Source organism: Bradyrhizobium sp. CCBAU 53340, assembly GCF_015291645.1.
Classification (GTDB): Bacteria; Pseudomonadota; Alphaproteobacteria; order Rhizobiales; family Xanthobacteraceae; genus Bradyrhizobium.
The window spans coordinates 5,572,300-5,592,295 of record NZ_CP030055.1; the positions used below are offsets into that span (position 1 = coordinate 5,572,300).

Annotated in this window: 18 protein-coding genes; 11 read left to right on the forward strand and 7 right to left on the reverse strand. The window is 62.7% G+C overall.

Annotation, left to right across the window (positions count from 1 at the left end; translation table 11 throughout):
- The first annotated feature begins 8 nt into the window (after positions 1–8).
- Positions 9–1,628 carry a GMC family oxidoreductase gene (locus XH89_RS26370; RefSeq protein ID WP_194463288.1) on the forward strand — a complete coding sequence of 540 codons (1,620 nt, stop codon included), beginning with the start codon at positions 9–11 and terminating at the stop codon, positions 1,626–1,628.
- Positions 1,629–1,721: 93 nt separating this feature from the next.
- Here XH89_RS26370 and XH89_RS26375 read toward each other — a convergent pair whose 3' ends face one another.
- The 3 genes from XH89_RS26375 to XH89_RS26385 are packed head-to-tail and all read right to left on the reverse strand — an operon-like array spanning position 1,722 to position 4,919.
- Complete coding sequence (locus tag XH89_RS26375; protein WP_194463289.1) at positions 1,722–2,948, reverse strand: ABC transporter permease; 1,227 nt, start codon at positions 2,946–2,948, stop codon at positions 1,722–1,724.
- A gap of 22 nt (positions 2,949–2,970) precedes the next feature.
- Positions 2,971–3,678: an ABC transporter ATP-binding protein gene (locus tag XH89_RS26380; RefSeq protein ID WP_194463290.1), complete on the reverse strand. Its 708-nt coding sequence runs from the start codon at positions 3,676–3,678 to the stop codon at positions 2,971–2,973.
- Between the two features lie 26 nt (positions 3,679–3,704).
- Entirely contained in the window at positions 3,705–4,919 is a 1,215-nt protein-coding gene (locus tag XH89_RS26385; protein WP_194463291.1) for an efflux RND transporter periplasmic adaptor subunit, read from the reverse strand.
- 1,006 nt (positions 4,920–5,925) lie between these two features.
- Between XH89_RS26385 and XH89_RS41920 the strand changes: the two genes are divergently transcribed.
- The 7 genes from XH89_RS41920 (at position 5,926) to XH89_RS26415 (ending at position 9,924) form a co-directional block, all read left to right on the forward strand.
- Complete coding sequence (locus XH89_RS41920) at positions 5,926–6,048, forward strand: hypothetical protein (RefSeq protein ID WP_256439998.1); 123 nt, start codon at positions 5,926–5,928, stop codon at positions 6,046–6,048.
- 15 nt (positions 6,049–6,063) lie between these two features.
- The gene (locus XH89_RS26390; RefSeq protein WP_371825178.1) at positions 6,064–6,444 is read left to right on the forward strand and encodes a putative quinol monooxygenase; all 381 of its coding nucleotides are present in this window, start codon (positions 6,064–6,066) and stop codon (positions 6,442–6,444) included.
- A gap of 464 nt (positions 6,445–6,908) precedes the next feature.
- Positions 6,909–7,853: a metallophosphoesterase gene (locus XH89_RS26395; RefSeq protein WP_194463292.1), complete on the forward strand. Its 945-nt coding sequence runs from the start codon at positions 6,909–6,911 to the stop codon at positions 7,851–7,853.
- A 13-nt stretch (positions 7,854–7,866) separates the two neighbouring features.
- A complete protein-coding gene (locus XH89_RS26400; protein WP_194463293.1) occupies positions 7,867–8,196 on the forward strand; it encodes a cupredoxin family copper-binding protein in 330 nt (109 codons plus the stop codon).
- A 127-nt stretch (positions 8,197–8,323) separates the two neighbouring features.
- The gene (locus XH89_RS26405) at positions 8,324–8,872 is read left to right on the forward strand and encodes a sigma-70 family RNA polymerase sigma factor (RefSeq protein ID WP_194463294.1); all 549 of its coding nucleotides are present in this window, start codon (positions 8,324–8,326) and stop codon (positions 8,870–8,872) included.
- Positions 8,869–9,633, forward strand: a complete 765-nt coding sequence (locus XH89_RS26410; RefSeq protein WP_194463295.1) for an anti-sigma factor — start codon at positions 8,869–8,871, stop codon at positions 9,631–9,633. The genes XH89_RS26405 and XH89_RS26410 overlap by 4 nt, the downstream gene beginning before the upstream one ends.
- 105 nt (positions 9,634–9,738) lie before the next feature.
- The gene (locus XH89_RS26415) at positions 9,739–9,924 is read left to right on the forward strand and encodes a hypothetical protein (protein ID WP_194463296.1); all 186 of its coding nucleotides are present in this window, start codon (positions 9,739–9,741) and stop codon (positions 9,922–9,924) included.
- Between the two features lie 46 nt (positions 9,925–9,970).
- Here the strand turns inward: XH89_RS26415 and XH89_RS26420 are convergent, their stop codons facing one another.
- Positions 9,971–10,282, reverse strand: a complete 312-nt coding sequence (locus XH89_RS26420; RefSeq protein WP_194463297.1) for a hypothetical protein — start codon at positions 10,280–10,282, stop codon at positions 9,971–9,973.
- Between the two features lie 530 nt (positions 10,283–10,812).
- Entirely contained in the window at positions 10,813–12,204 is a 1,392-nt protein-coding gene (gene hpnO, locus XH89_RS26425; protein ID WP_194463298.1) for an aminobacteriohopanetriol synthase HpnO, read from the reverse strand.
- Between the two features lie 142 nt (positions 12,205–12,346).
- Here hpnO and XH89_RS26430 point away from each other — a divergent pair, with 142 nt between their 5' ends.
- The gene (locus XH89_RS26430) at positions 12,347–12,973 is read left to right on the forward strand and encodes a DUF2147 domain-containing protein (RefSeq protein WP_194463299.1); all 627 of its coding nucleotides are present in this window, start codon (positions 12,347–12,349) and stop codon (positions 12,971–12,973) included.
- On the opposite strand, the gene XH89_RS26435 is transcribed toward XH89_RS26430, so the two are convergent.
- The gene (locus XH89_RS26435; RefSeq protein WP_194463300.1) at positions 12,941–15,529 is read right to left on the reverse strand and encodes an MMPL family transporter; all 2,589 of its coding nucleotides are present in this window, start codon (positions 15,527–15,529) and stop codon (positions 12,941–12,943) included. The genes XH89_RS26430 and XH89_RS26435 overlap by 33 nt on opposite strands.
- Before the next feature lie 460 nt (positions 15,530–15,989).
- Here XH89_RS26435 and ispH point away from each other — a divergent pair, with 460 nt between their 5' ends.
- Both ispH and hpnH read left to right on the forward strand, forming a co-directional pair.
- Complete coding sequence (ispH, locus tag XH89_RS26440; RefSeq protein WP_194468640.1) at positions 15,990–16,916, forward strand: 4-hydroxy-3-methylbut-2-enyl diphosphate reductase; 927 nt, start codon at positions 15,990–15,992, stop codon at positions 16,914–16,916.
- A gap of 35 nt (positions 16,917–16,951) precedes the next feature.
- A complete protein-coding gene (gene hpnH / locus XH89_RS26445) occupies positions 16,952–18,112 on the forward strand; it encodes an adenosyl-hopene transferase HpnH (RefSeq protein WP_194463301.1) in 1,161 nt (386 codons plus the stop codon).
- 440 nt (positions 18,113–18,552) lie between these two features.
- Here hpnH and XH89_RS26450 read toward each other — a convergent pair whose 3' ends face one another.
- Positions 18,553–19,899, reverse strand: coding sequence for a carbohydrate porin (locus XH89_RS26450; protein ID WP_194463302.1), 1,347 nt, complete (start codon positions 19,897–19,899; stop codon positions 18,553–18,555).
- Positions 19,900–19,996: the final 97 nt, after the last annotated feature.

The window sequence follows — 19,996 nt, forward strand, 5'->3', positions numbered from 1 at the left end:
GAAGCAGAATGCCAAGGCGGCTCGAAGGTGAGTTTGACTATATTGTCGTGGGCGCCGGCACGGCCGGCTGCATCGTTGCCAACCGCCTATCGGCCGACCCCAAGAATCGAGTCCTCGTTCTCGAGGCCGGCGGGGACGACAACTGGATCTGGTTCCATATTCCGGTCGGCTATCTCTTCGCGATCGGCAATCCGCGCTCCGACTGGATGTTCAAGACCGAGGCCGAGCCCGGCCTGAACGGCCGGTCGCTCGCCTATCCGCGCGGCAAGGTAATCGGAGGCTGCTCGGCCATCAACGCCATGATCTCGATGCGCGGACAGGCCGCCGACTACGATCACTGGCGTCAACTCGGCATGACCGGCTGGGGCTATGATGACGTGCTGCCGCTGTTCAAGCGGCTGGAAGACCACTTCCTCGGCGCCAGCGAACATCATGGCGCCGGCGGCGGCTGGCGCATCGAGGCGCCACGGCTGTCCTGGGCCGTTCTCGACGCCGTTGGCGATGCCGCAGAAGAAATGGGCATCAAGCGCATTCCGGATTTCAACACCGGCGACAACGAAGGCACCAGCTATTTCCACGTCAATCAGAAGCGCGGACGGCGCTGGTCCTCGGCGCGCGGCTTCCTCAAGCCGGCGCTGAACCGCCCCAATTTGCGGCTCGAGAAGCACGTGCTGGTGGACCGTCTCATCATCGAGCAGGGCCGCGCCGTCGGCGTTCGCTTTAGCCAGAACGGCGAGGTCATCGAGGCGCGCGCCAAGCGCGAGGTGATCCTCTCGACCGGCGCGATCGGCTCGGTCCAGGTGCTGCATCGCTCCGGCATCGGTCCTGCCGACTGGCTATCGCCACTCGGCATCGACATCGTCATGGACAAGCCCGGCGTCGGCCGCAACCTGCAGGATCATCTGCAGCAGCGTGCGATCTACAAGGTCGAGGGCGTGCGCACGCTGAACGAAACCTATTACAATCTGTTCCGCCGCGGCCTGATGGGGCTCGACTACGCCTTCCGCCGCCGCGGTCCCCTCACCATGGCGCCCTCGCAGCTCGGCATCTTCACGCGCTCGGATGCGACACGCGCGCGTGCCAACATCCAGTTTCACGTGCAGCCGCTGTCGCTCGACAAGTTCGGCGATCCCCTGCACCGCTTCCCCGCCGTCACGGTCAGCGCCTGCAATCTCCAGCCGACCTCACGCGGCACCGTGCGGCTGCACGCGGCAACGCCTGACGAGAAGCCGATCATCGCGCCAAACTACCTGTCGACCGACGACGACCGTCAGGTCGCCGCCGACGCCATCCGAACCACGCGCCGCCTGATGCAGCAGAAGGCGCTGGCAAAGTACCGCCCCAGCGAATATCTGCCCGGCCCCAGCGTCGGCGACGACGATGCCTCGCTCGCAAAAGCCGCCGGCGACATCGGCACCACCATCTTTCATCCTGTTGGCACGGCGAAGATGGGCGCAGCGAGCGATCCAATGGCGGTGGTGGACGAACGTCTGCGTTTCTATGGCCTATCGGGTCTACGCATCGTCGACGCCTCGATCATGCCGACGATTACTTCTGGCAATACCAACACGCCCACCGCGATGATCGCCGAGAAGGGCGCGGTGATGATCCTGGAGGATGCGAAGTAGAGACCACGCGCCGCTATTCGACTTTCCGATCGCCGCGAACCGATCACCTCGATCATTCGTCGGTTACCTGCCTGAGACAGCCACGCTGAGCCACTACACAGATCTTAGGACGACGGCCGGGTCCAAACGCGCGGCCCGCTCCGCGGGCAGTAGACCGAAGACGGTCCCGGCAAGACTGGAGCAGCCGATCGCGATCAATGCCATCGCACCGTTGAACTCGATGGGCCAACCCAGCGCCGAAGGGACCACGCGCGCACACGCATAACCAACGATCAGTCCTAACAGACCGCCGATCGTGCAGAGGAGCACTGCTTCCAACAGGAACTGTTGACGGATGTCCCGTGGCCGGGCACCGAATGCCAGCCGAATACCGATTTCACCGATTCGTTCGGTCACCGACACGAGCATGATGTTCATCACTCCGATGCCGCCAACCAGCAGCGAGATTCCTGCAAGCGTGGACACCAGCAACGTGAACTGGCGAAAGGCCCGATCGCGGGTCTGGGCGACCTGAATGAGGTTCTGAATCCGGAAATCGTCGACCTTGCGCCCGACGATCTTGTGACGTTGTCTCAGGACGCGCGCAATCGCGGCTTCTGCCGCAGACATCGACTGGGCGGATTCGGTTTTCACCAATATCGAATGCACGGCGTCGGGATTGGCCTGGCTGCGTCCAATGGCGAAGATTCTCGCCGACGTCAGCGGAATGAACATGACGTCATCCTGGTCTCGGCCGGTGAAATCCTGCCCCTTCTCGGCGAGCGTCCCGATCACGAGATAGGACGAGCGTTCGATGCGAACGAAACGGCCAATCGGGTCCTTGCCTCGGAACAGCTCACGCGCGACGGTACGGCCAATGACGGCTACTTTTGCGGCCGACGCGACTTGATCGTCGTTGAACAGCTGCCCCTCTGCCAGCCTCCACCCGCGCGCTTCAAAGAAAACCGGCGTGATGCCGGCAACGAGCGTCGACCAGTTCAGGTCTCCGGATATCGTCGTCCTCTGCTCGCTGACGAATGGTGCGGCGACAACAACATCGGGCACCTCGCGGGCGACGGCGATTGCATCACCGGTCGTGAGCGAAAGGATGGTGCCCGCTTGCTGTCGTACGCCCTCCGCGAGTTGCGCGCCAGGTTGCACGAGCAGCAGATTTGATCCGAGCGAGCTGATCTGCCGCGAAATCTCGGCCCTGGCGCCCTCCGCCACCGCGACCACGATCAGGACCGCGGCGATACCGATGACGATACCGGTAACTGCGAGAACGGAGCGCAATATGTGCACACGCACCGACCGAGACGCCAGATGGATGTAACTGAACATTCGCATTGAGGCCTCATGCCGGTCAAAGCTCACGAAGTGCCATCACGTCTTGTTCCTGATTGCCGACAATTGTACCGTCCCGCAGCCTGATCGTGCGCCATGCGCACGCCGCAACCTCGGAATCGTGGGTTACGAGCACGATCGTGAGACCTGCGCGCCGCAGTTCACCAAGAAGCGCGAGAATAGCATCGCGCGTGATCGTATCCAGCGCCCCGGTCGGCTCGTCGGCCAGGAGAAGGTCGGGACCGTTGACGATCGCCCGCGCGACGGCTACGCGCTGCTGCTCGCCCCCCGAAAGCTGGGCCGGCACATGGTACATTCGGTCGGCCAGCCCCACCTGCTCGAGCGCAGCGCGTGCCCGAGCCATCGGATTCCGCAGCGGCTCGCGCCGATAGAACAGCGGCAAGCCGACGTTTTCGAGCGCGCTCAGCCGCGGCAGCAAGTTGAAGCTTTGAAAGATGAACCCGATGCGCCGGTTTCGCAGCTGGCTCAAGCGTCCCTTCGACTGAACGAAGACATCTTCGTCATCGAGAAGATAGCGCCCGCGCGATGGATGATCGAGACAGCCGAGGATCGAAAGCAGGGTCGATTTTCCCGATCCCGATGGGCCCATGATCGCAACGAACTCTCCGCGATCGATCTTCAGGCTTACATCCAGCAACGCGTGAACAGTTTGATCACCGCACCGGTGTTGCTTGTGGATATGATCGAGGGTGACGAGCGATCCCATGCGCCTACCGGCCAACCGGCTCCAATCTAGGGCTTGCTCCGATAACCGACGGCAACCTGTTCGCCTATTTTGACGTCTGGCGACCGGATCTCGGTAAGCGAGTCCCCGGTTGCCCCCAGCGACACTGTAGCTGGAGCCAACTGACCCGATTTCGAGCGGACCCAGATCACGCCCTGACCGGCGACGGCGTTGTTTCCCCCATCCCGGGTCGGGCGAAAACTCAGCGCGGCATTGGGGACAACCATCGCGTCCTGATTCTCCTGAACCAGGATGCGGACATCGGCAGTCATTCCCGGAAGCAGCAAATCGTCTGGATTGGGCGCCGAAATCATCACGGTATAGGTCACCACGTTTTGCACCGTCCGTGCTGCCTTCCGAATCTCGAGCACGCGCCCCTCGAATGCACGACCTGGATAGGAATCGACGCCAAAGAAAACACGTTGCCCGGTTCGCACTCCGCCGATATCGGCTTCGCTGACGAATGCATTGACACTCATGTCCGACAGATCACGGGCGATGGTAAAGAGCGTCGGCGCCTGGAGGCTCGCAGCCACCGTCTGGCCAAGCTCGACGCTGCGCCGAATGACGACCCCGTCGATCGGTGACTTGATGGTGCTTCGTTCGACGTCAAGTCGAGCACGTTCGAGGGAAGCACGGGCAGCCATGACTCCGGCCGTCCGTATCTGCTCGCGCGCCTTGGCCGCAGACAGTTCGGCTGCGAGCGATCGAGCCGCCATCTGTGCTCGCTCCGCATCGCGTTGGGAAACACTGCCATTTTTGCTGAGCGACGTCTTGATCTGAAGGTCTCGCAAGGCGTCATCGTAATGTGCTTGTGCACCCTCGATGCTCGCCTTCGCTTCCTCGTATTGTGCCTGGGCGACCGCGAGTGCGGCCTCCGCTTCCCTGAGCGCGACGTCGAAGGTGGCGCTGTCAAGCGCCGCAAGCGGTTCGCCGACCCGAACGCGGGAATTGTGGTCGGCCATCAGCTTGGCGACCTGGCCCGACAATTGTGAGCTGACCTCGACGGTGTCGACGGCTTCGAGCGTTCCGGCGGCCGTGACGTTCTGAACGACGTTATCGCGCGTGATGCTGGCGTAGCGCAGATTGTCGCGGTCCTCCCCGACCGCGGAGAGCGGACTGTTCGGCGCCCACAACGGATACGCAATGGCAATTGCGGCGCCTCCCATTGCTGCGCGCATCAGAAGGCGGCGAGGCAAGCCAGGTTGGTGGTCCCTGCGCATGATGATCTCGCCGCGCAATTTATACGGCGCTCAATGCCAAGACACGCATTACCATTTCCACGGCAGTACCACAGGCGGCGTGATCAGACCGAGAGCCTAAGATATGGTCACGCCGCGTCTCGTGCTCCCGCACGGAGCATCGCGTAAGCCTTCTCGCGTGGCGTCACGCTCAGAGAGCATAATTGCGCCAAGGCTACGGCATATGCAAGCAAGCCACGTCGTATTGGGAAACGGCAGCCGTGGAATTTGCGTTCGCTGTCGATGCTGTGCCCGGATTTCCCGCATAGACATTGCCTGCCTGCCCCACTGGATTGAAGGGTGACCCTGCCGCCGCATTAGCGTTCCCCGGCGTGTTAATGCCTGCACCACTCGTGGTGCAGCTAAACCCGTGATTAGAACCCTGCTGCCCTGTCGTGGGATTTTGAGCAGGTTTAGTGGGCGGGCCGGCGCCCAATACCACGCCCGCTGACTGAAGCAGAAGGCAGGCGCCGATTGCGAGAGTAGCTAACGCGTGTTTCATGTCTGCACTCCCTTTCAAGATTATGTAGCGTATTGAAGACAGTTGTTGGAGACATTGCGCAGAGCGTATCGGTCAATGCGCCACCATTGCCGTCCAGGCGGTTAAGCCCGACCGCTTCCAACAAGATGCTTGAATGCAACTGATCTCCAGTAGTTCCTATGTTTTAGCGCATCGAGGCTCAGATTCCCGAGTTAGTTTCTGACACGGACGTCAGATTCGGCGATTGCCGGGACATCAACACGCCACCCGCGATGATCGCCGAGAAGGATGCGGTGATGATCCTGGAGGATGCGAAATAGCGCGTCGTCGTTTTTGACTTCCCACGTCATCGACTATCCGTCCGCCTGCCGGTACGACGGACCAGATGCAGCGCGGACAAAGTCCGCACCTTCGACCGACGCAGGGAAGGAATCGCACAATGAATTCGTACGCGATGCCGGCAATCGCTTTCGCGCAGTGCCCGGAGCCCGCCGCGAAGGCAACGTCGTGGCCCTCTATTGGGAGATGTTGCCGACTGATGCAGAGACCGTTCTCGGCAAGGGTCTTGAGTTCGTGGTCGTCTCGGATACCGGAAAGATAGTCCAGGACTATCAGTCCTTTCCGGCCTGACGGATCTGCGAACATATGAAAGCGTCAGCCGGGCGCGCGGCTGATTGCGCTGCAATGACCAGCGCGACGAAGGTGGAGTGGATCGTGCCCGTGACATACGTCATCAAATTTCACGTTATCCCCGGCAAGCGGGAGGAGTTCTTGCAGCTCCTCTGCGATGTCCTGGATGCGATGAAAGTCGAGACCACATATCGCGAGGCGGTCCTACACCGGGATCCGGTATCGGAAAACACGTTCATGCTCTACGAGACGTGGGAGAGCCATGATGATGTCGCGAACGTGCAACTGCATCGCCCGTATCGCCGCGCCTGGCACGATGCGCTGCCGAGTATCCTTGCGAGCGAGCGCGAAATCGGCCTGTGGGAACCAATCAAGATAGATCGAAAGCGCACTTAGGAGACCGCGATGGCCGCGGGCGCGTCGTCGGCGCACCCGGCCTGCGTTCTGCTTGCATCTCGTTCGCAAGCTCGACCGTACGCTCGTCCGCTGGAAACAGCATCTCGAGCGCAAGCCCGGCCAAGGTGATGTCGGTCGCGGTGCCGAAGACGGTCACGGGCGTCGGCCATTGCGTGGTCCAGGAGGCATCCGCCGTAATTTTACGGGCCGTCCGGGAATATTCGGCCTAGACGACGGTTCCTCTCACTCGCCCGGGATGGAGTGCAGTGATGCGCTGCAGCTCGGGGGTCCAAACCGTGTCAACAGCATGGGCCCCGGCTTTGCGACGCACCGCCAACAGGCGCTGCGTTGCGGCCGGCCGACGTGCTTTCGCTCACGAAAACGTCATCGCGGTCCCGCGAATAAACCCACCCCTCCCTCAATCACCTCCCCGAAGCCCAATTCCGGGCCAAAGGAGACGTGCGATGAGCGGACACGACCATGGGGACGACGGCGTCAGCCGCCGCAAAGTCTTGGAATGCATGACCTGGGCCGGCACCGGGGTGCTCTGGACCATCACGGGCGGCGTGCCGCGCTCGCTCGGCATCATCGATTCCGCTGAGGCCGCGACCGCCGCCGCGCCCGGCATGACCTTCCTGCAAATCAGCGACAGCCATGTCGGCTTCGACAAGCCGGCCAACCCCAATGCACTGGGCACGCTGGAGGAAGCCGTCAACAAGATCAATGCGATGCCGGCCAAGCCGTCATTCATGATCCACACCGGCGACATCACCCATCTGTCCAAGGCCTCCGAGTTCGACAACGCCGACCGCATCATCTCGCAGTCCAAGCTGGACGTACATTACGTGCCGGGCGAGCACGACTTCCTCGATGAGGAAGTGAAGTTCTATCGCGAGCGTTACGGCCGCGGCACCAAGGGCCAGGGCTGGTACTCGTTCGATGCCGGTGGCGTGCACTTCATCGGCCTCGTCAACGTCGTCGACCTCAAGGCCGGCGGCCTCGGCAATCTCGGCACCGAGCAGCTCGCCTGGCTCGAGGACGATCTCCGCGGCAAGTCGAAATCCACGCCTATCGTCTTGTTTGCGCACATTCCGCTCTGGACCGTCTATCCCGAATGGGGCTGGGGCACCGAGGATGGCGGCCGGGCGCTCGAATACGTCAAGGGTTTCGGCTCGGTCACCGTGCTGAACGGCCACATCCACCAGGTGATGCAGAAGGTCGAAGGCAACGTCACCTTCCATACCGCACGTTCGACCGCCTTCCCGCAGCCCGCGCCGGGCGCCGCCCCCTCGCCCGGACCGATGAAGGTCGAGGACGCCAAGCTCCGCTCGATGCTCGGGGTCGCCAGCGTCAACTTCAAGCAGAACGAGCAGCGGCTCGCCATCATCGACACGCCGCTCCAGGGTTGAAGAGAAGCTGACCATGAAGACGCTCAATCGCCGCGACTTCTCCGTCGCTGTGGCCGCGGCCATCCTGCTGCCCATCACGACCGCCCGTGCCGACGACACGAACATGGAGGTGCATATCGACAATTTTGTCTTCCAGCCGGCGGAGCTCAAGATCAAGGTCGGCACGACCGTGACCTGGACCAACCGGGACGACATCCCCCACACGGTGGTGTCGGCCGGCAAGTTCCGGTCCAAGGCCCTGGACACTGACGACAAATTCACGTTCACCTTCACCGATGCGGGCGACTACAAGTATTTTTGTTCGTTGCACCCGCACATGACCGGGATGATCAAGGTTGAGTAACGTCTCCAACCAAGGCATCTCTGTCTTGCCCGGCCGGTGGTCCCACGCCGGCCGGGCTCGCGTGCCTTCGGGCAGGCCCAATGACGTAACGACGTACAAACCGCAGCAAGAGGCAAAGCGAGAGGCGATGCCCGTCAGCGACGATTTCCAGAAGGCGCAGCGCTTCCGCGAGGCGGCACTGCCCTATCTCGACGACGTCTACACGCTCGCACGCTATCTGCTGCGCGATGCCTCCGACGCTGAGGACGCAGTGCAGGAATGCTATCTGCGCGCACTGAAGCATTTCGACAGCTATCGCGGCCCGGCGATGAAGCCCTGGCTGTTCGCGATCCTGCGCAATGTCTGCAACGCCGAATATGCCAGACGCGCGCACTCGCACGCCGCAATCGAGGACACGCCCGGCGCCGCCGATCAGACCCCGATGTGGCAGGAGAACGAGGCGAGCCCGGAGACTGAAGTGCTGCGCAGTCGCGACGCCGGCACCATTCGCAAGATGATCGACGCGCTCGCCGAGCCGTTCAAGGAAACCTTCGTGCTGCGCGAAATCAACAACCTGTCCTACCGTGAAATTGCAGAAGCCATCGGCGCCCCCGTCGGCACCGTGATGTCCCGCCTCGCCCGCGCCCGCGCCATGCTGCGTGCGGCCTGGATGGCGGAAGAGGAGCATTCGAAATGACCTGCGACGAAGCAAAAATCCTGCTTCACGCGCTGCTCGACAATGAGCTCGATGCCGGCCACGCGCGCGAGGTCGAAGCCCATATCGCCACCTGCCCGGCCTGCACGGCCGAGTTCGCGGCACAGCGCGAGATGAAGCGCGTGCTGGCCGACACCAAGCTGCGCTACAGCGCGCCGGCGACCTTGCGCGCCCGTATCGAGGCGTCGATCCCGCAGGCGCGGCCGCAGCCGAGCCGGCGGTCCGTGCTGCGCGGTTTCGCCATGGGCTCGGCGGTCTCGGCGCTCGCTGCCACCGGCATCGTCGCCGTCGTGCTGCGTCAGGACGATCAGCAGCGCATCCTCTCGGAAGTCGTCTCCGCACATCTGCGCTCACTCCAGGCCGGCCATCTCATCGACGTCGTCTCAACCGACCAGCACACGGTCAAGCCCTGGTTCAACGGCAAGCTTGACGTCGCCCCGCCCGTGATCGACCTCACCGCGCAAGGCTTTACGCTGGTCGGCGGCCGGCTCGATTATGTCGATGCACGCGCCATCGGCGCGGTCGTCTACAAACGCCGGCAGCACATCATCAACCTGTTCGTGTCGCAGACCGCGAGCACCGAGCATCGGCCACCGAAGACGCAGACCATGCAGGGCTTCAACTGCCGCCGCTGGGGCGAGCGCGGCCTGAACTTCTGGGCCGTCAGCGACATCGGCGGCGACGAGCTCACCGAATTCGTCGACAAGTTCGAGGCGGCGATGAAGGCGAATGTGGAGGGGTAATTGCCGGCGCGGACGAAGCTCCGCGCCATGGTTCAGAGAAGTGACGCCTCTCACAGTCCTCGCGAGCGCAATTCGGCAGATTGCAGCTCCACAAGGAGGGCAGACATGGTTCTGTCACTGATTATCTGCGCCACGCTCCCGTCGATGTTCGCGGCGGGCTGCGCTGCATTGCTGGCCTTCAAGGAGCGCAAGCAATGGATTTGGTTCGCGCTCCTGTCCGTCATTGCCGGCTTCGCCGGCCTGATCACGCTCAATATGCTGCATATCTGGGACTACGCCGGGCGTTGCTGAGGCGCCACCAGCCGGGTCCGTCGCGACATATTTCGTTCGCGCCGCGTCAGCCAAGAAAACGCTGGACATCCAGCGTTGCTCCCACGACCACAAAAATCGCAAATACGGCCCAGACTGTTCCTGCAACGAGGCCGGCTATCTTGAGCCTTCTGAAGTTAGCAAGGTATTCCTCCGAGACGAGAGGATCATGCGGATCGTGAGTCCATCGAAAGGAAGCGCGGATCGCCGTCAATGGTCCGACGACACGCGGCCTTGGCACTGAAGCCCTGTACTCGCTGACGCAATGCTGCAAGTAGAAGATTGATGCCGCGCCTGCCAGAAAAAGAAGAAACCCGACAAGCTTGATTGTTGGTCCCATCGATCAATTGCTCCGCGCCGACACCACACTTCGGCTCGCCAAGACGCGAGACCGTGAACAAGCTCGAAGCAGCCTGACCAGGTCACTGCCCCACGCTAACGGACCTCGGATCTGCGCTGCCATTCGGATTCGAGCGGACAGCGTCGATAGAAAAAGTACTGGGTCTGGTCATCCGTCCTGCGGACGCCGAGCTCCGACGGCGAGACCAGCTTGTATCTGGGGTCTCCGAGGATCGTGGATTTGGGGGTCCATTCTTCGTCTGCCGAGCATCGTCGCAGACCGCAAAACCTGATCGCGTAGAGGCTCTCGGCCACACGATCGATCTGGAGACCAAATCGCTCGGCGCAATTCCGCTTCCACGTACCGGAGAGATCGCTCTGAGCCTGCGCGCCATGGCCTGCAGCCAATACCGCGAGTGCCAACATCGGCAATCCTGTAGACCGGATGGAGCGCAGCGCAATCCGGGGACGGCCTCGCCTGTCTTGAGAATCCCGGATTTCGCTCCGCTCCATCCGAGCCTACGGCACCGCCTACGCCGACCGCCGCACCGCGTTGTCCACCAGCGTCTTGCCGAGCGACCAGATCGCGCCGGGGACCTTGTGGCTTCCGGCGATGACGTCGTCGAACGCCTTCTCGATCCAGCTGCAGTCTTCCTCGGTGATGGTGAGCGGCGGCAGCAGCTTGATGGTGTGGCTGCCGTGGCCGGCGACCTGGGTCAGGATCTTGTGATCCTTGAACAGCGGCACCGTGATGAGCTGGCAGAACAGGCCCTTGTTGGCGGCCTCGAGCACGTTCCAGGACGCCCGCAGCCGTAGCGATTTCGGGGGCCCGAACTCGATGCCGATCATCAGGCCTTTGCCGCGGACTTCCTTCATCAGCTCGTAGCCGGGCACCATACGCGTGAGCGCAAGGCGAAGCTCGGCCCCGCGCTTGGCGGCAGCCTCGATCAGCTTCTCCGATTCCATCACGTCGAGCGTGGCGATGCCCGCGGCCATCGCGAGGTCGTTCTTGGAGAAGGTCGAACCGTGCACCACGGCGCGGTCCATCTGGTTAAAAATCTTGTCGAAGATGCTCTTGCGTGTCAGCACGGCGCCGACAGGCACGTGGCCGCCCGAGAGTGACTTCGACAGCAGCACCATGTCGGGCTCGACGTTCCAGTGCTCGACCGCGAGGAAGCGGCCGGTGCGGCCCATGCCGGTCTGGATCTCATCGGCGACGAACAGCGTGCCATACTTCTTGCAGAGCGCGGCCGCGCCCGGCAGGAACTCGTCGGAGGGCATGTTGACGCCCTTGCCCTGGATCGGCTCGACGACGAAGGCAGCGACCTCGCGCGAGGCCAGCGCCTTCTCCAGCGCGGCGAGATCGTTGAACGGAACTGCCGTGCAACCCGGCAGCAACGGCTCGAAGCCGGTGCGGAAGTTCGAATCACCGGTCAGCGACAGCGCGCCATAGGTCAGGCCGTGATAGCCGTGGGAGCAATAGACGATACCAGGACGGCCCGTGGCGCCGCGCGCGAACTTGATCGCGGCCTCGACGCATTCGGCACCGGAATTGGCGAAGAATGCCTTGTCGAGATAGGGAACGTATTTCAACAGCCGCTCGGCGAGCACGCCGGCGAGCGTCGAGACGTCGAACTGGACGAGATTGGGCAGATCTGCATCGAGCACGCTTTTCAGCGCCTCGCGCATGACCGGATGATTGCGCCCGATCGCGAACACGCCAAAACCGGACAAGAGGTCGAGATAGCGCGCGCCCTCGCGGTCGTAGAGGTACTGCCCCTGCCCCTTTTGGAAGCCGACGTCGTAGCCGATGGTCTTGAGAACCCGGACGAACTGCTCGTTCAGGTACCGATTATGCAGGGTGCTGCGCTGGGCCTGACGGTCCGCGAACAACTGGGACATGTCTGGATTTGGACTGTTCATCCGCTACATACTTCGGTTGAGGGCCGCTTCGTCAACTGAAAACGGTCAGCGAACGGAAAAGGATCTGTGCGGCCTTTTGCCCTTTTTCGGACCATCTTCGCAAGCACAGCTTTAGACCATGTTGCACTGCCGAGGAACACATATGCGTTTGGCCATTTACACCGGAATATTACTGGCAGGTGGTTACGCCGGCCTGACACCGGCGCTCGCCGCCGATCCGACCGGCGACTGGCGGGTCGCCGATGGCGTCGCCAATATCCGTGTCGCCCAATGCAATGGGAGCATGTGGGGCGCGGTCTCCTGGGAAAAGCAGCCGGGCGGCCGCGACGAGAACAACCCGGATGTCTCAAAAAAGAACAGGCCGACCCTGGGCATGGCGACCCTGATCAACATGAAGAAGGTGGCCGGCGCCGAGCAATGGGAAGGTCAGGTCTACAACGCCAAGGATGGTCAGATGTATAGTGCGACCATCACGCCTGCCGGCTCCGACCAGCTCGAGATCAAGGGCTGCGTGCTAGGCTTCCTGTGCGGCGGCGAGACCTGGACTCGCGTTGGTCCGCCGATCCCCCCGAGCACCGCCAATGCCATGGCCAAGGGCGGGCCAAAAACCACCGGAGCGGCGCCCAAGGCCGCGCCGAGTGCAGCAGCACCTGCACCGGCGGCCGCAGCCTCCAAGAGCGCCGTTGCGGCCAAGCCCGGTCAGAAAGGCGCCACTGACCCCGTCGGCGACATCTGCCTACTCCCTGAGATTGCGGGGTTTGCCCATTAGGGCGGGCTGAAACAGCAGCACTGCGGCAAGCGTCGTCACCAGCGAGAGTGCGAGCAGCTTGCCCATGCTGGATGTGCCGGGATGACTCGACAACCACAGGCTGCCGAACGCGGTCGCCGTGGTCAGCGCGCTGAAGAAGATCGCGCGGGTCAGGCTGGTCTGAAGCAGATTCGTCCTGCCGGAGCGCCATGCCACGACGTAATAGATCTTGAATGCCACGCCGACGCCGAGCAGCAGCGGGAACGCGACGATGTTGGCGAAGTTGAGCGGCAGGCCGATCAGCACGCAGATCTCGAGCGTCACCGCGCCCGCGACCAGCAGCGGCACCAGCGTCATCGCAACGTCGACCAGGCGGCGCAGCGTGATCCACAGCAACAGGCCGATCACCAGCAGCGCGTAGATGCCGGCATGGATGAACGCCCTCACCACGGTGTCGCCGGATTTCAGGATCGAAACCGGGCCACCGATGGCGGTCGGCTCGGCCTCGAGCACGGCTGCCGCAAACTTGCGCAGCGTATCGTTGTCGTTGGGATCGCCCTTCGGCTGAGCTTCGACGCGGATGATGCCGTCCTTGCTCTTCCAGGCGCTCACGAGATCGGGCGGCAGTGACTTCAGCATGACCGGCTCGGCCTGCATCGCATTCCTGAGCTGGTCGAACACGATCTTCATCGGCGTCACGAACACGTCCTGCGCCTTGTTGCGGGTCGCTTCATCCGAATTGGCGAGCTTCTCAAGCGCATCCGCGAGGCGGCGTGAGGCGACGGCGCCCGGGCCCTTGGCGTCCCCTGCGGTGCGGCGCAGATTTTCGACCGAGGATTTCAGCGATTCGACGTTCTCCTGATCCGTTGGCGCGGCGTCGATCTGATCCGGGTTGAGCGCAGGGTTCAGGATCTTGGCGCCCTGCGCGATCAGCTTCAGCTTCGGCTGCTGGTCCTCCGGCACGAAACTGTCGAGCGACATCACCCGCAGCACCTCCGGCACCTTCTCGAGCTTCGCCTCGACCTGCTTGGCCTGCTCTTCCGACGTGGTCATCACGTTGATGGCGTTGGCGCCGGTGTTGGGGTCCTTGCGCAGATCCAGGAAGGTCGCGATCGATTCCGCGTTGGGATTGCGCAGGTTCATCGGATTGAAGTCGAACTTCATGAAATAGAGCAGCGGCAGGCCGGCGACCGCGAGCAGCAGCGTGCCGCCGACGACCAGCACGCGGTGCTTCTCCAGGAAATGATCGAGCGGCGCCAGGAAGGCGTAGCCAACCGGCTCCTTCTCGCCGGGCGGGTTGAGCAGCTTCAGCAGCGCCGGCAGGACGGTGATCGAGGAGATGAACGCCACCAGCATGCCGACGCCGGCGATCTGGCCCAGCTCGGCGATGCCCTTGTAGTCGGTCGGGATGAAGCAGAGGAAGCCGGCCGCAGTCGCCATCGCAGCAAGTGACAACGGGATCGCGGAGCGCCTGGCAGCAAGCACCAGCGCCTTGCGGAGATCGTCAACCTTGTAACGCTCCGAGCGGTAGCGGACGCTGTACTGGATGCCGAAATCGACGCCGAGACCGACGAACAGCACCGCAAACGCGATCGACAGCAGATTGAGCGAGCCGACCATCATCAGGCCGGCGGCGGTGGTGATCGCAAGGCCAACGAAGAGATTGACGAACACGGCGAAGATGATCTTGGCCGAATGCAGCGCCAGCCACAGGATGAACAACACGACGAGAACGGTGCCGATACCGTTGACGAGGGCGCCTTCCTGGACGGTCGCGTATTCCTCGTTGGCGATCGGCACCGGCCCCGTCAGCCGGACCCGCGCCTGGTATTTTGTCGCAAAATCGAGATCGACCGCAGCCTTGCGGATCGCGTCGGTCGCGCCCTTGCCGGGCTCCAGCGCGTTGTAATCAAGGACCGGCTTGAACTCGATGAAGGCCCGCTTGTCCGAATCCTTCAGCGGCTCGTCGCTGACGAGCTCGCGCCAGGAGAAGCTGGCACTGCCCTTGTTGAGCACGGTCTCGACCGTCTGCGCGATCTGGTTGAAGGGCCGCTCGGTATTGTCGAGCTTGACCTGGCCGCGCTTGACGCCGGCAAGCCCGGTCTCCAGCGCGCCGGTCAGGCCGCGAATCGAAGGATCGCCGGCCATGATCTCGATCAGGGGGGCGGCGGATTCGAACTGGCCGGTGATCTTGCTGACCTCCTCGGTCGGCAGAAACAACAGGCCGTTCTTCTCGAAGAACTCGCCGGTGCCGAGTTGCTGCATCGACTGGAATTCGGTCTTGTTGTCCTTCAGCTTGGCAAACAGCGCGTCAGCAGCCGCGGTGGCCATCTCCGGCGTAGTGGCCTCGACGACTGCGAGAATCGTGGCGTCGCGGTCGAAGGCGCGGTCGAATTGCTGGTCGCGCTGGCGCCAGTCCAGATTCTGGGCAATCAATGAATTGATGTCGGTATTGATGGCGAAGTGCCGGGACGTGTAATAGCCCGCCCCCACCGCCAGCAGGAGCCCGAGAACGACGACAAGGGAGGCAAACCGGGTACAGGCCCTGACGATGGCAACGACTACGCTCTGCAGCACGTCTTTTCTTTCTAGTGTTAACAGCTTGCCGGAAACGCCCGCTGTTTAGCGGAGTTCCCGGGCGAAACCTATTGCCGTTTTGGGTCGTTCCCGCCGGAACAAGGTTCGAGGTAAACGGCGAAAAGACCATGGCAAAATCATGCGGGGCGGCCGGTATAGCCGCCGAGATGAGGCGGTAAAGTGACGAAGGGGTGCAACAAATGCCGCCGCCTTGCCTGCCTGAAAGGGCGGACTATAATACCCGCAATCGACCCCACCCCGGATCTCCGGCCCATTCCGCCTTTCCTTATTGCCGATTTTTTGACACAAAGTGCTGTGCCTGCATGCGCCGGGACCCGAACGGGGTGGTCGGTTACCCGCGGTCGCGAACCAATGGTGCGGATATTGCAACATGCACCCGTATCGGGGTGCCGCCGGGAACAATTGAGCGATTTGGTGCAACTTGCGTGACGGGCGTCCAATGGAAGTTTATCTAGCGCAGCCGCGCGGCTTTTGTGCGGGCGTGGTGCGCGCGATCGAGATCGTGGAGCGGGCGCTGGAGAAATACGGTCCGCCCGTCTACGTGCGCCACGAGATCGTGCATAACAAATACGTCGTCGAGAGCCTGAAGGCCAAAGGCGCCATCTTCGTCGAGGAGCTGTCCGAGGTTCCACCGAAGGCCGTGACCGTTTTCAGCGCCCATGGCGTCGCCCGCAGCGTCGAGGAGGAGGCTGCCGCGCGCGACCTTCCGGTGCTCAATGCCACCTGTCCCCTGGTCACGAAAGTTCACAATCAGGGGAAGCGCTACATCACCAAGGGCCGTACCCTGATCCTGATCGGCCATGCCGGCCACCCCGAGGTCGAGGGCACCATGGGCCAGGTTCCCGGCCCCGTTTTGCTGGTCCAGAGCGTCGAAGAGGCCAAGGCCCTGACGCTTCCGGCAGATACGCCAGTGGCCTACATCACCCAGACCACCCTGTCGGTCGACGACACCAGGGGCATTATTGAGGCTCTTCAAGCCAAATTTACAGATATTCAAGGCCCGGATATCCGGGATATCTGCTATGCGACACAGAACCGCCAATCTGCGGTAAGGGACTTGAGCAAGCTGGTCGACGTGATTTTGGTGGTGGGCGCTGCCAATAGCTCGAACTCGAACCGGCTCCGCGAGATCGGCACCGAGGCCGGTGTCGCGAGTTATCTGATCGCCGATGGCCGCGAGCTCAATCCGGAGTGGTTGAATGGTGCCAAGTCAGTCGGCCTCACGGCCGGCGCCTCGGCGCCCGAGGTGCTGGTGGATGACGTGATCGAAGCGCTGCGGCGGATCGGACCGGTGACGGTCTCGGTGCTCCCCGGCCGCGAGGAAAACATCGAATTCAGGCTTCCGGCCGAGCTGGCTGCAAGCTGACCTACCTGAATTTCAAGCCCAGAAAGAAACGTGTAATGGCAATCCCCTTCTTCAAGGAAATGCGTATCGGCGGCTATTTGCTCAAGCAGAAACTGCTTGGCCGCAAGCGCTATCCGCTCGTGCTGATGCTGGAGCCGCTGTTCCGCTGCAACCTCGCCTGCGTCGGTTGCGGCAAGATCGATTATCCCGATGCGATCCTCAACCGCCGCATGACGGCGCAGGAGTGCTGGGACGCCGCCGACGAGTGCGGCGCGCCGATGGTGGCTATCCCCGGCGGCGAGCCGCTGATCCACAAGGAGATCGGCGAGATCGTGCGCGGCCTCGTGGCGCGCAAGAAGTTCGTCTCGCTCTGCACCAACGCGCTGCTGCTCGAGAAGAAGCTCGATCTGTTCGAGCCCTCCCCGTACCTGTTCTTCTCCGTGCACCTCGACGGCCTGCGTGACCATCACGACAAGGCGGTGTCGCAAGTTGGCGTGTTCGACCGCGCCGTCTCCGCGATCAAGGCGGCCAAGGCGCGCGGCTTCACCGTCAACGTCAACGCCACCATCTTCGACGGCCACCCGGCCGAGGAGATCGCGAAGTTCCTCGACCTCACCGTCGAGCTCGGCGTCGGCGTCTCGATGTCGCCCGGCTACGCTTATGAGCGCGCGCCGGACCAGGAGCACTTCCTCAACCGCACCAAGACCAAGAAGCTGTTCCGCGACGTCTTTGCGCTCGGCAAGGGCAAGAAGTGGAATTTCATGCACTCCGGCCTGTTCCTCGACTTCCTCGCCGGCAACCAGTCCTACGAGTGCACGCCGTGGGGCATGCCCGCGCGCAACATCTTCGGTTGGCAGAAGCCCTGCTATTTGCTCGGTGAAGGCTACGCAAAAACCTTCAAGGAGCTGATGGACACCACCGACTGGGAGACCTACGGCACCGGCAAGTACGAGAAGTGCGCCGACTGTATGGCCCATTGCGGCTACGAGCCGACGGCCGCGACCGCAGCTCTCACCAACCCGCTGAAGGCGATGTGGGTGTCGCTGCGCGGCATCAAGACCTCAGGCCCGATGGCGCCGGAGATCGACATGTCGAAGCAGCGCCCGGCGCAGTACATCTTCTCCGAGCAGGTCCAGAAGAAGCTCTCCGAGATCCGCAAGGACGAAGCCGAGGCCGCAGCGGCGAAGGCCGCACGAAAGGCTTCGACGGCGGCGTAAGTCGCGCCAGTCGGCACGAACGAAAAAGGTCCGGTCGCCGATGGCGACCGGGCCTTTTCTTTGGTTCGCTCTCCCACAAAATGAAAAACAACCCCATGCACAGTAGAAGCGCGATTGCTCGACGGCATGGGGGCTACCCCGTTTAGGTCGTTGCAGCGTCGAGCAAATCAGCAGCAAACCGGCGAGGATCACGGATTTGCGGCGCGGGTTCGTTTTCGTAACCAGCCGCGCCGTCAGCCGACGCGATTCAAGGATGGCCGTCACTCGCCCTAACCTCACCTGATCTGCCGCTAGGCCACGCCTTGACCGACGCGAGCAGACGATCCCAAAGGCAGCCGCCGTTTAATGGTTGCTACGAACTGAAGCCCCCAAAACAAGGAGGCCCGATCGCCATCGCGATCGGGCCTCCTCTTCTGTTCAGCAGACGCGTTGTCGCCCGATCAGAAATGGACCTCGGTGCGCATGCCGAGAACCACGGCGTTGTCGGTCTTCACGCCTGCGGCGTTGAAGCCGCGCCCGCCGGGATTGATCACATATTGCGCGTCGAACTTGAGGTTCATCCAGCCGGTCGCCTGCCATCCGTACCAGACTTCGAGCGGCACTTCGTTGCCGCCGGCGTTGGGTCCGAGCGCGGCCGAATTCACGTGGGTGGTGCCCACGGCGAAGCCGACTTCGTCCATGGGACGCCAGGCGAACGTTCCGGTGTGCTTGAAGCCTCCGGCGATCTGGTAGTCCTGGTACGAGGTGCGATGATCCGCAACGGTGGTATTGAGGAAGGTGTACCAACCCACCGCACCCGGGCCGTCAACAGTCAACCGCTGCACGATCGACTCGTAGACGCCGTAGCGGCCGCGTTGATCGCCGAGATTTTGATCGGGAACGCCACCCGTGCCCGGGATGGTGGAGATGATACCCGGAAGGCCGCCGTCGATGGTCGAGGCGCTGTCATACCAGCCGCCAACTCTCCATGTCCCGTTCAGGGGGCCTTTGGGCGCCCAGACGAGCTCCACCGGCACCAGCACGCCGCTGGCGGGACTCGAGTGAGGGACGCCGGGCAGGAAGTAGACGGTCGGATCGTCCGTCGTCAGATAGTTCGGATTGGCGTCGTAGACGCCGACCGAAAGCGTGAATTCCGGAGCCACCTTGACGTGGGCGACGCCGCCCCACTGGCTCACCGGCCAGTTGTAGATGTAGCCACCCTGGATGTTGCCGGGCTGGCCGCCGCAGAAGGTCAGGTTGATGAACTCGCACAGGCCGAAGAAGAAGTCGGAGCCGACGGGAAGACGGCCGCCCTTGAGCTCGAGGCGGTTATCGAAAAGCATCTGCGAGTAGTAGAGCTGAGTGAGGCGCAGAATATTGCCGCGGCCGAACACTTCGTTGGTCAGCTGCAAGGCGGGAATGCCCGCCTCGGTATTCAGATTCTTGCCAAAGCGGTCGACCAGCGTGAGGCCGACGCTGCCGCCCTGGATGCCCGCGAGCTTGCCCATGTCGAACTTGGCGCCAAACCACAACTGGCCGGCATTGGCCGCGGTGTTCTTGCTTCCGCCCGAGAGGTTGCCGACAGCTTCGTCACCCAGCGTCAGGCCCAGCTCGATGCCCTGCTCCTTCAGCTTCGTCCTGCCGAGATCGCCGAACAGATATGGCCTCGTCCAGAAGTCGTCCTGCGCATAGGGAACAGGCGCAGCTTTCGTTGAAAAATCGGCCGCATGCACTGCGCCGCCCCATAGCGATGTCAACACGATCCCCACACCACACGCCGATGTGGTGTTTACAAACCTGCGCAGCATTTCTTTCGTCCTTCCGCCGTCTCAGGCTTTGTCACTCTTGCCTCACGTCCCCGCCAAGCCCTCGAGCCTGGAACGCGCTCCTTCCCCAGCACACGCA

Bases quoted from the DNA above. Each gene is read 5' to 3' on its own strand.
- XH89_RS26380 (WP_194463290.1), bottom strand. From the start codon at position 3,678: ATGGGATCGCTCGTCACCCTCGATCATATCCACAAGCAACACCGGTGC.
- XH89_RS26400 (WP_194463293.1), top strand. From the start codon at position 7,867: ATGAAGACGCTCAATCGCCGCGACTTCTCCGTCGCTGTGGCCGCGGCC.
- ispH (WP_194468640.1), top strand. From the start codon at position 15,990: ATGGAAGTTTATCTAGCGCAGCCGCGCGGCTTTTGTGCGGGCGTGGTG.
- hpnO (WP_194463298.1), bottom strand. From the start codon at position 12,204: ATGAACAGTCCAAATCCAGACATGTCCCAGTTGTTCGCGGACCGTCAG.
- XH89_RS26405 (WP_194463294.1), top strand. From the start codon at position 8,324: ATGCCCGTCAGCGACGATTTCCAGAAGGCGCAGCGCTTCCGCGAGGCG.
- XH89_RS26430 (WP_194463299.1), top strand. From the start codon at position 12,347: ATGCGTTTGGCCATTTACACCGGAATATTACTGGCAGGTGGTTACGCC.
- XH89_RS26390 (WP_371825178.1), top strand. From the start codon at position 6,064: ATGAAAGCGTCAGCCGGGCGCGCGGCTGATTGCGCTGCAATGACCAGC.
- XH89_RS26410 (WP_194463295.1), top strand. From the start codon at position 8,869: ATGACCTGCGACGAAGCAAAAATCCTGCTTCACGCGCTGCTCGACAAT.
- XH89_RS26450 (WP_194463302.1), bottom strand. From the start codon at position 19,899: ATGCTGCGCAGGTTTGTAAACACCACATCGGCGTGTGGTGTGGGGATC.
- XH89_RS26415 (WP_194463296.1), top strand. From the start codon at position 9,739: ATGGTTCTGTCACTGATTATCTGCGCCACGCTCCCGTCGATGTTCGCG.
- XH89_RS26420 (WP_194463297.1), bottom strand. From the start codon at position 10,282: ATGGGACCAACAATCAAGCTTGTCGGGTTTCTTCTTTTTCTGGCAGGC.
- XH89_RS26370 (WP_194463288.1), top strand. From the start codon at position 9: ATGCCAAGGCGGCTCGAAGGTGAGTTTGACTATATTGTCGTGGGCGCC.
- XH89_RS26375 (WP_194463289.1), bottom strand. From the start codon at position 2,948: ATGTTCAGTTACATCCATCTGGCGTCTCGGTCGGTGCGTGTGCACATA.
- XH89_RS26385 (WP_194463291.1), bottom strand. From the start codon at position 4,919: ATGCGCAGGGACCACCAACCTGGCTTGCCTCGCCGCCTTCTGATGCGC.
- hpnH (WP_194463301.1), top strand. From the start codon at position 16,952: ATGGCAATCCCCTTCTTCAAGGAAATGCGTATCGGCGGCTATTTGCTC.
- XH89_RS26395 (WP_194463292.1), top strand. From the start codon at position 6,909: ATGAGCGGACACGACCATGGGGACGACGGCGTCAGCCGCCGCAAAGTC.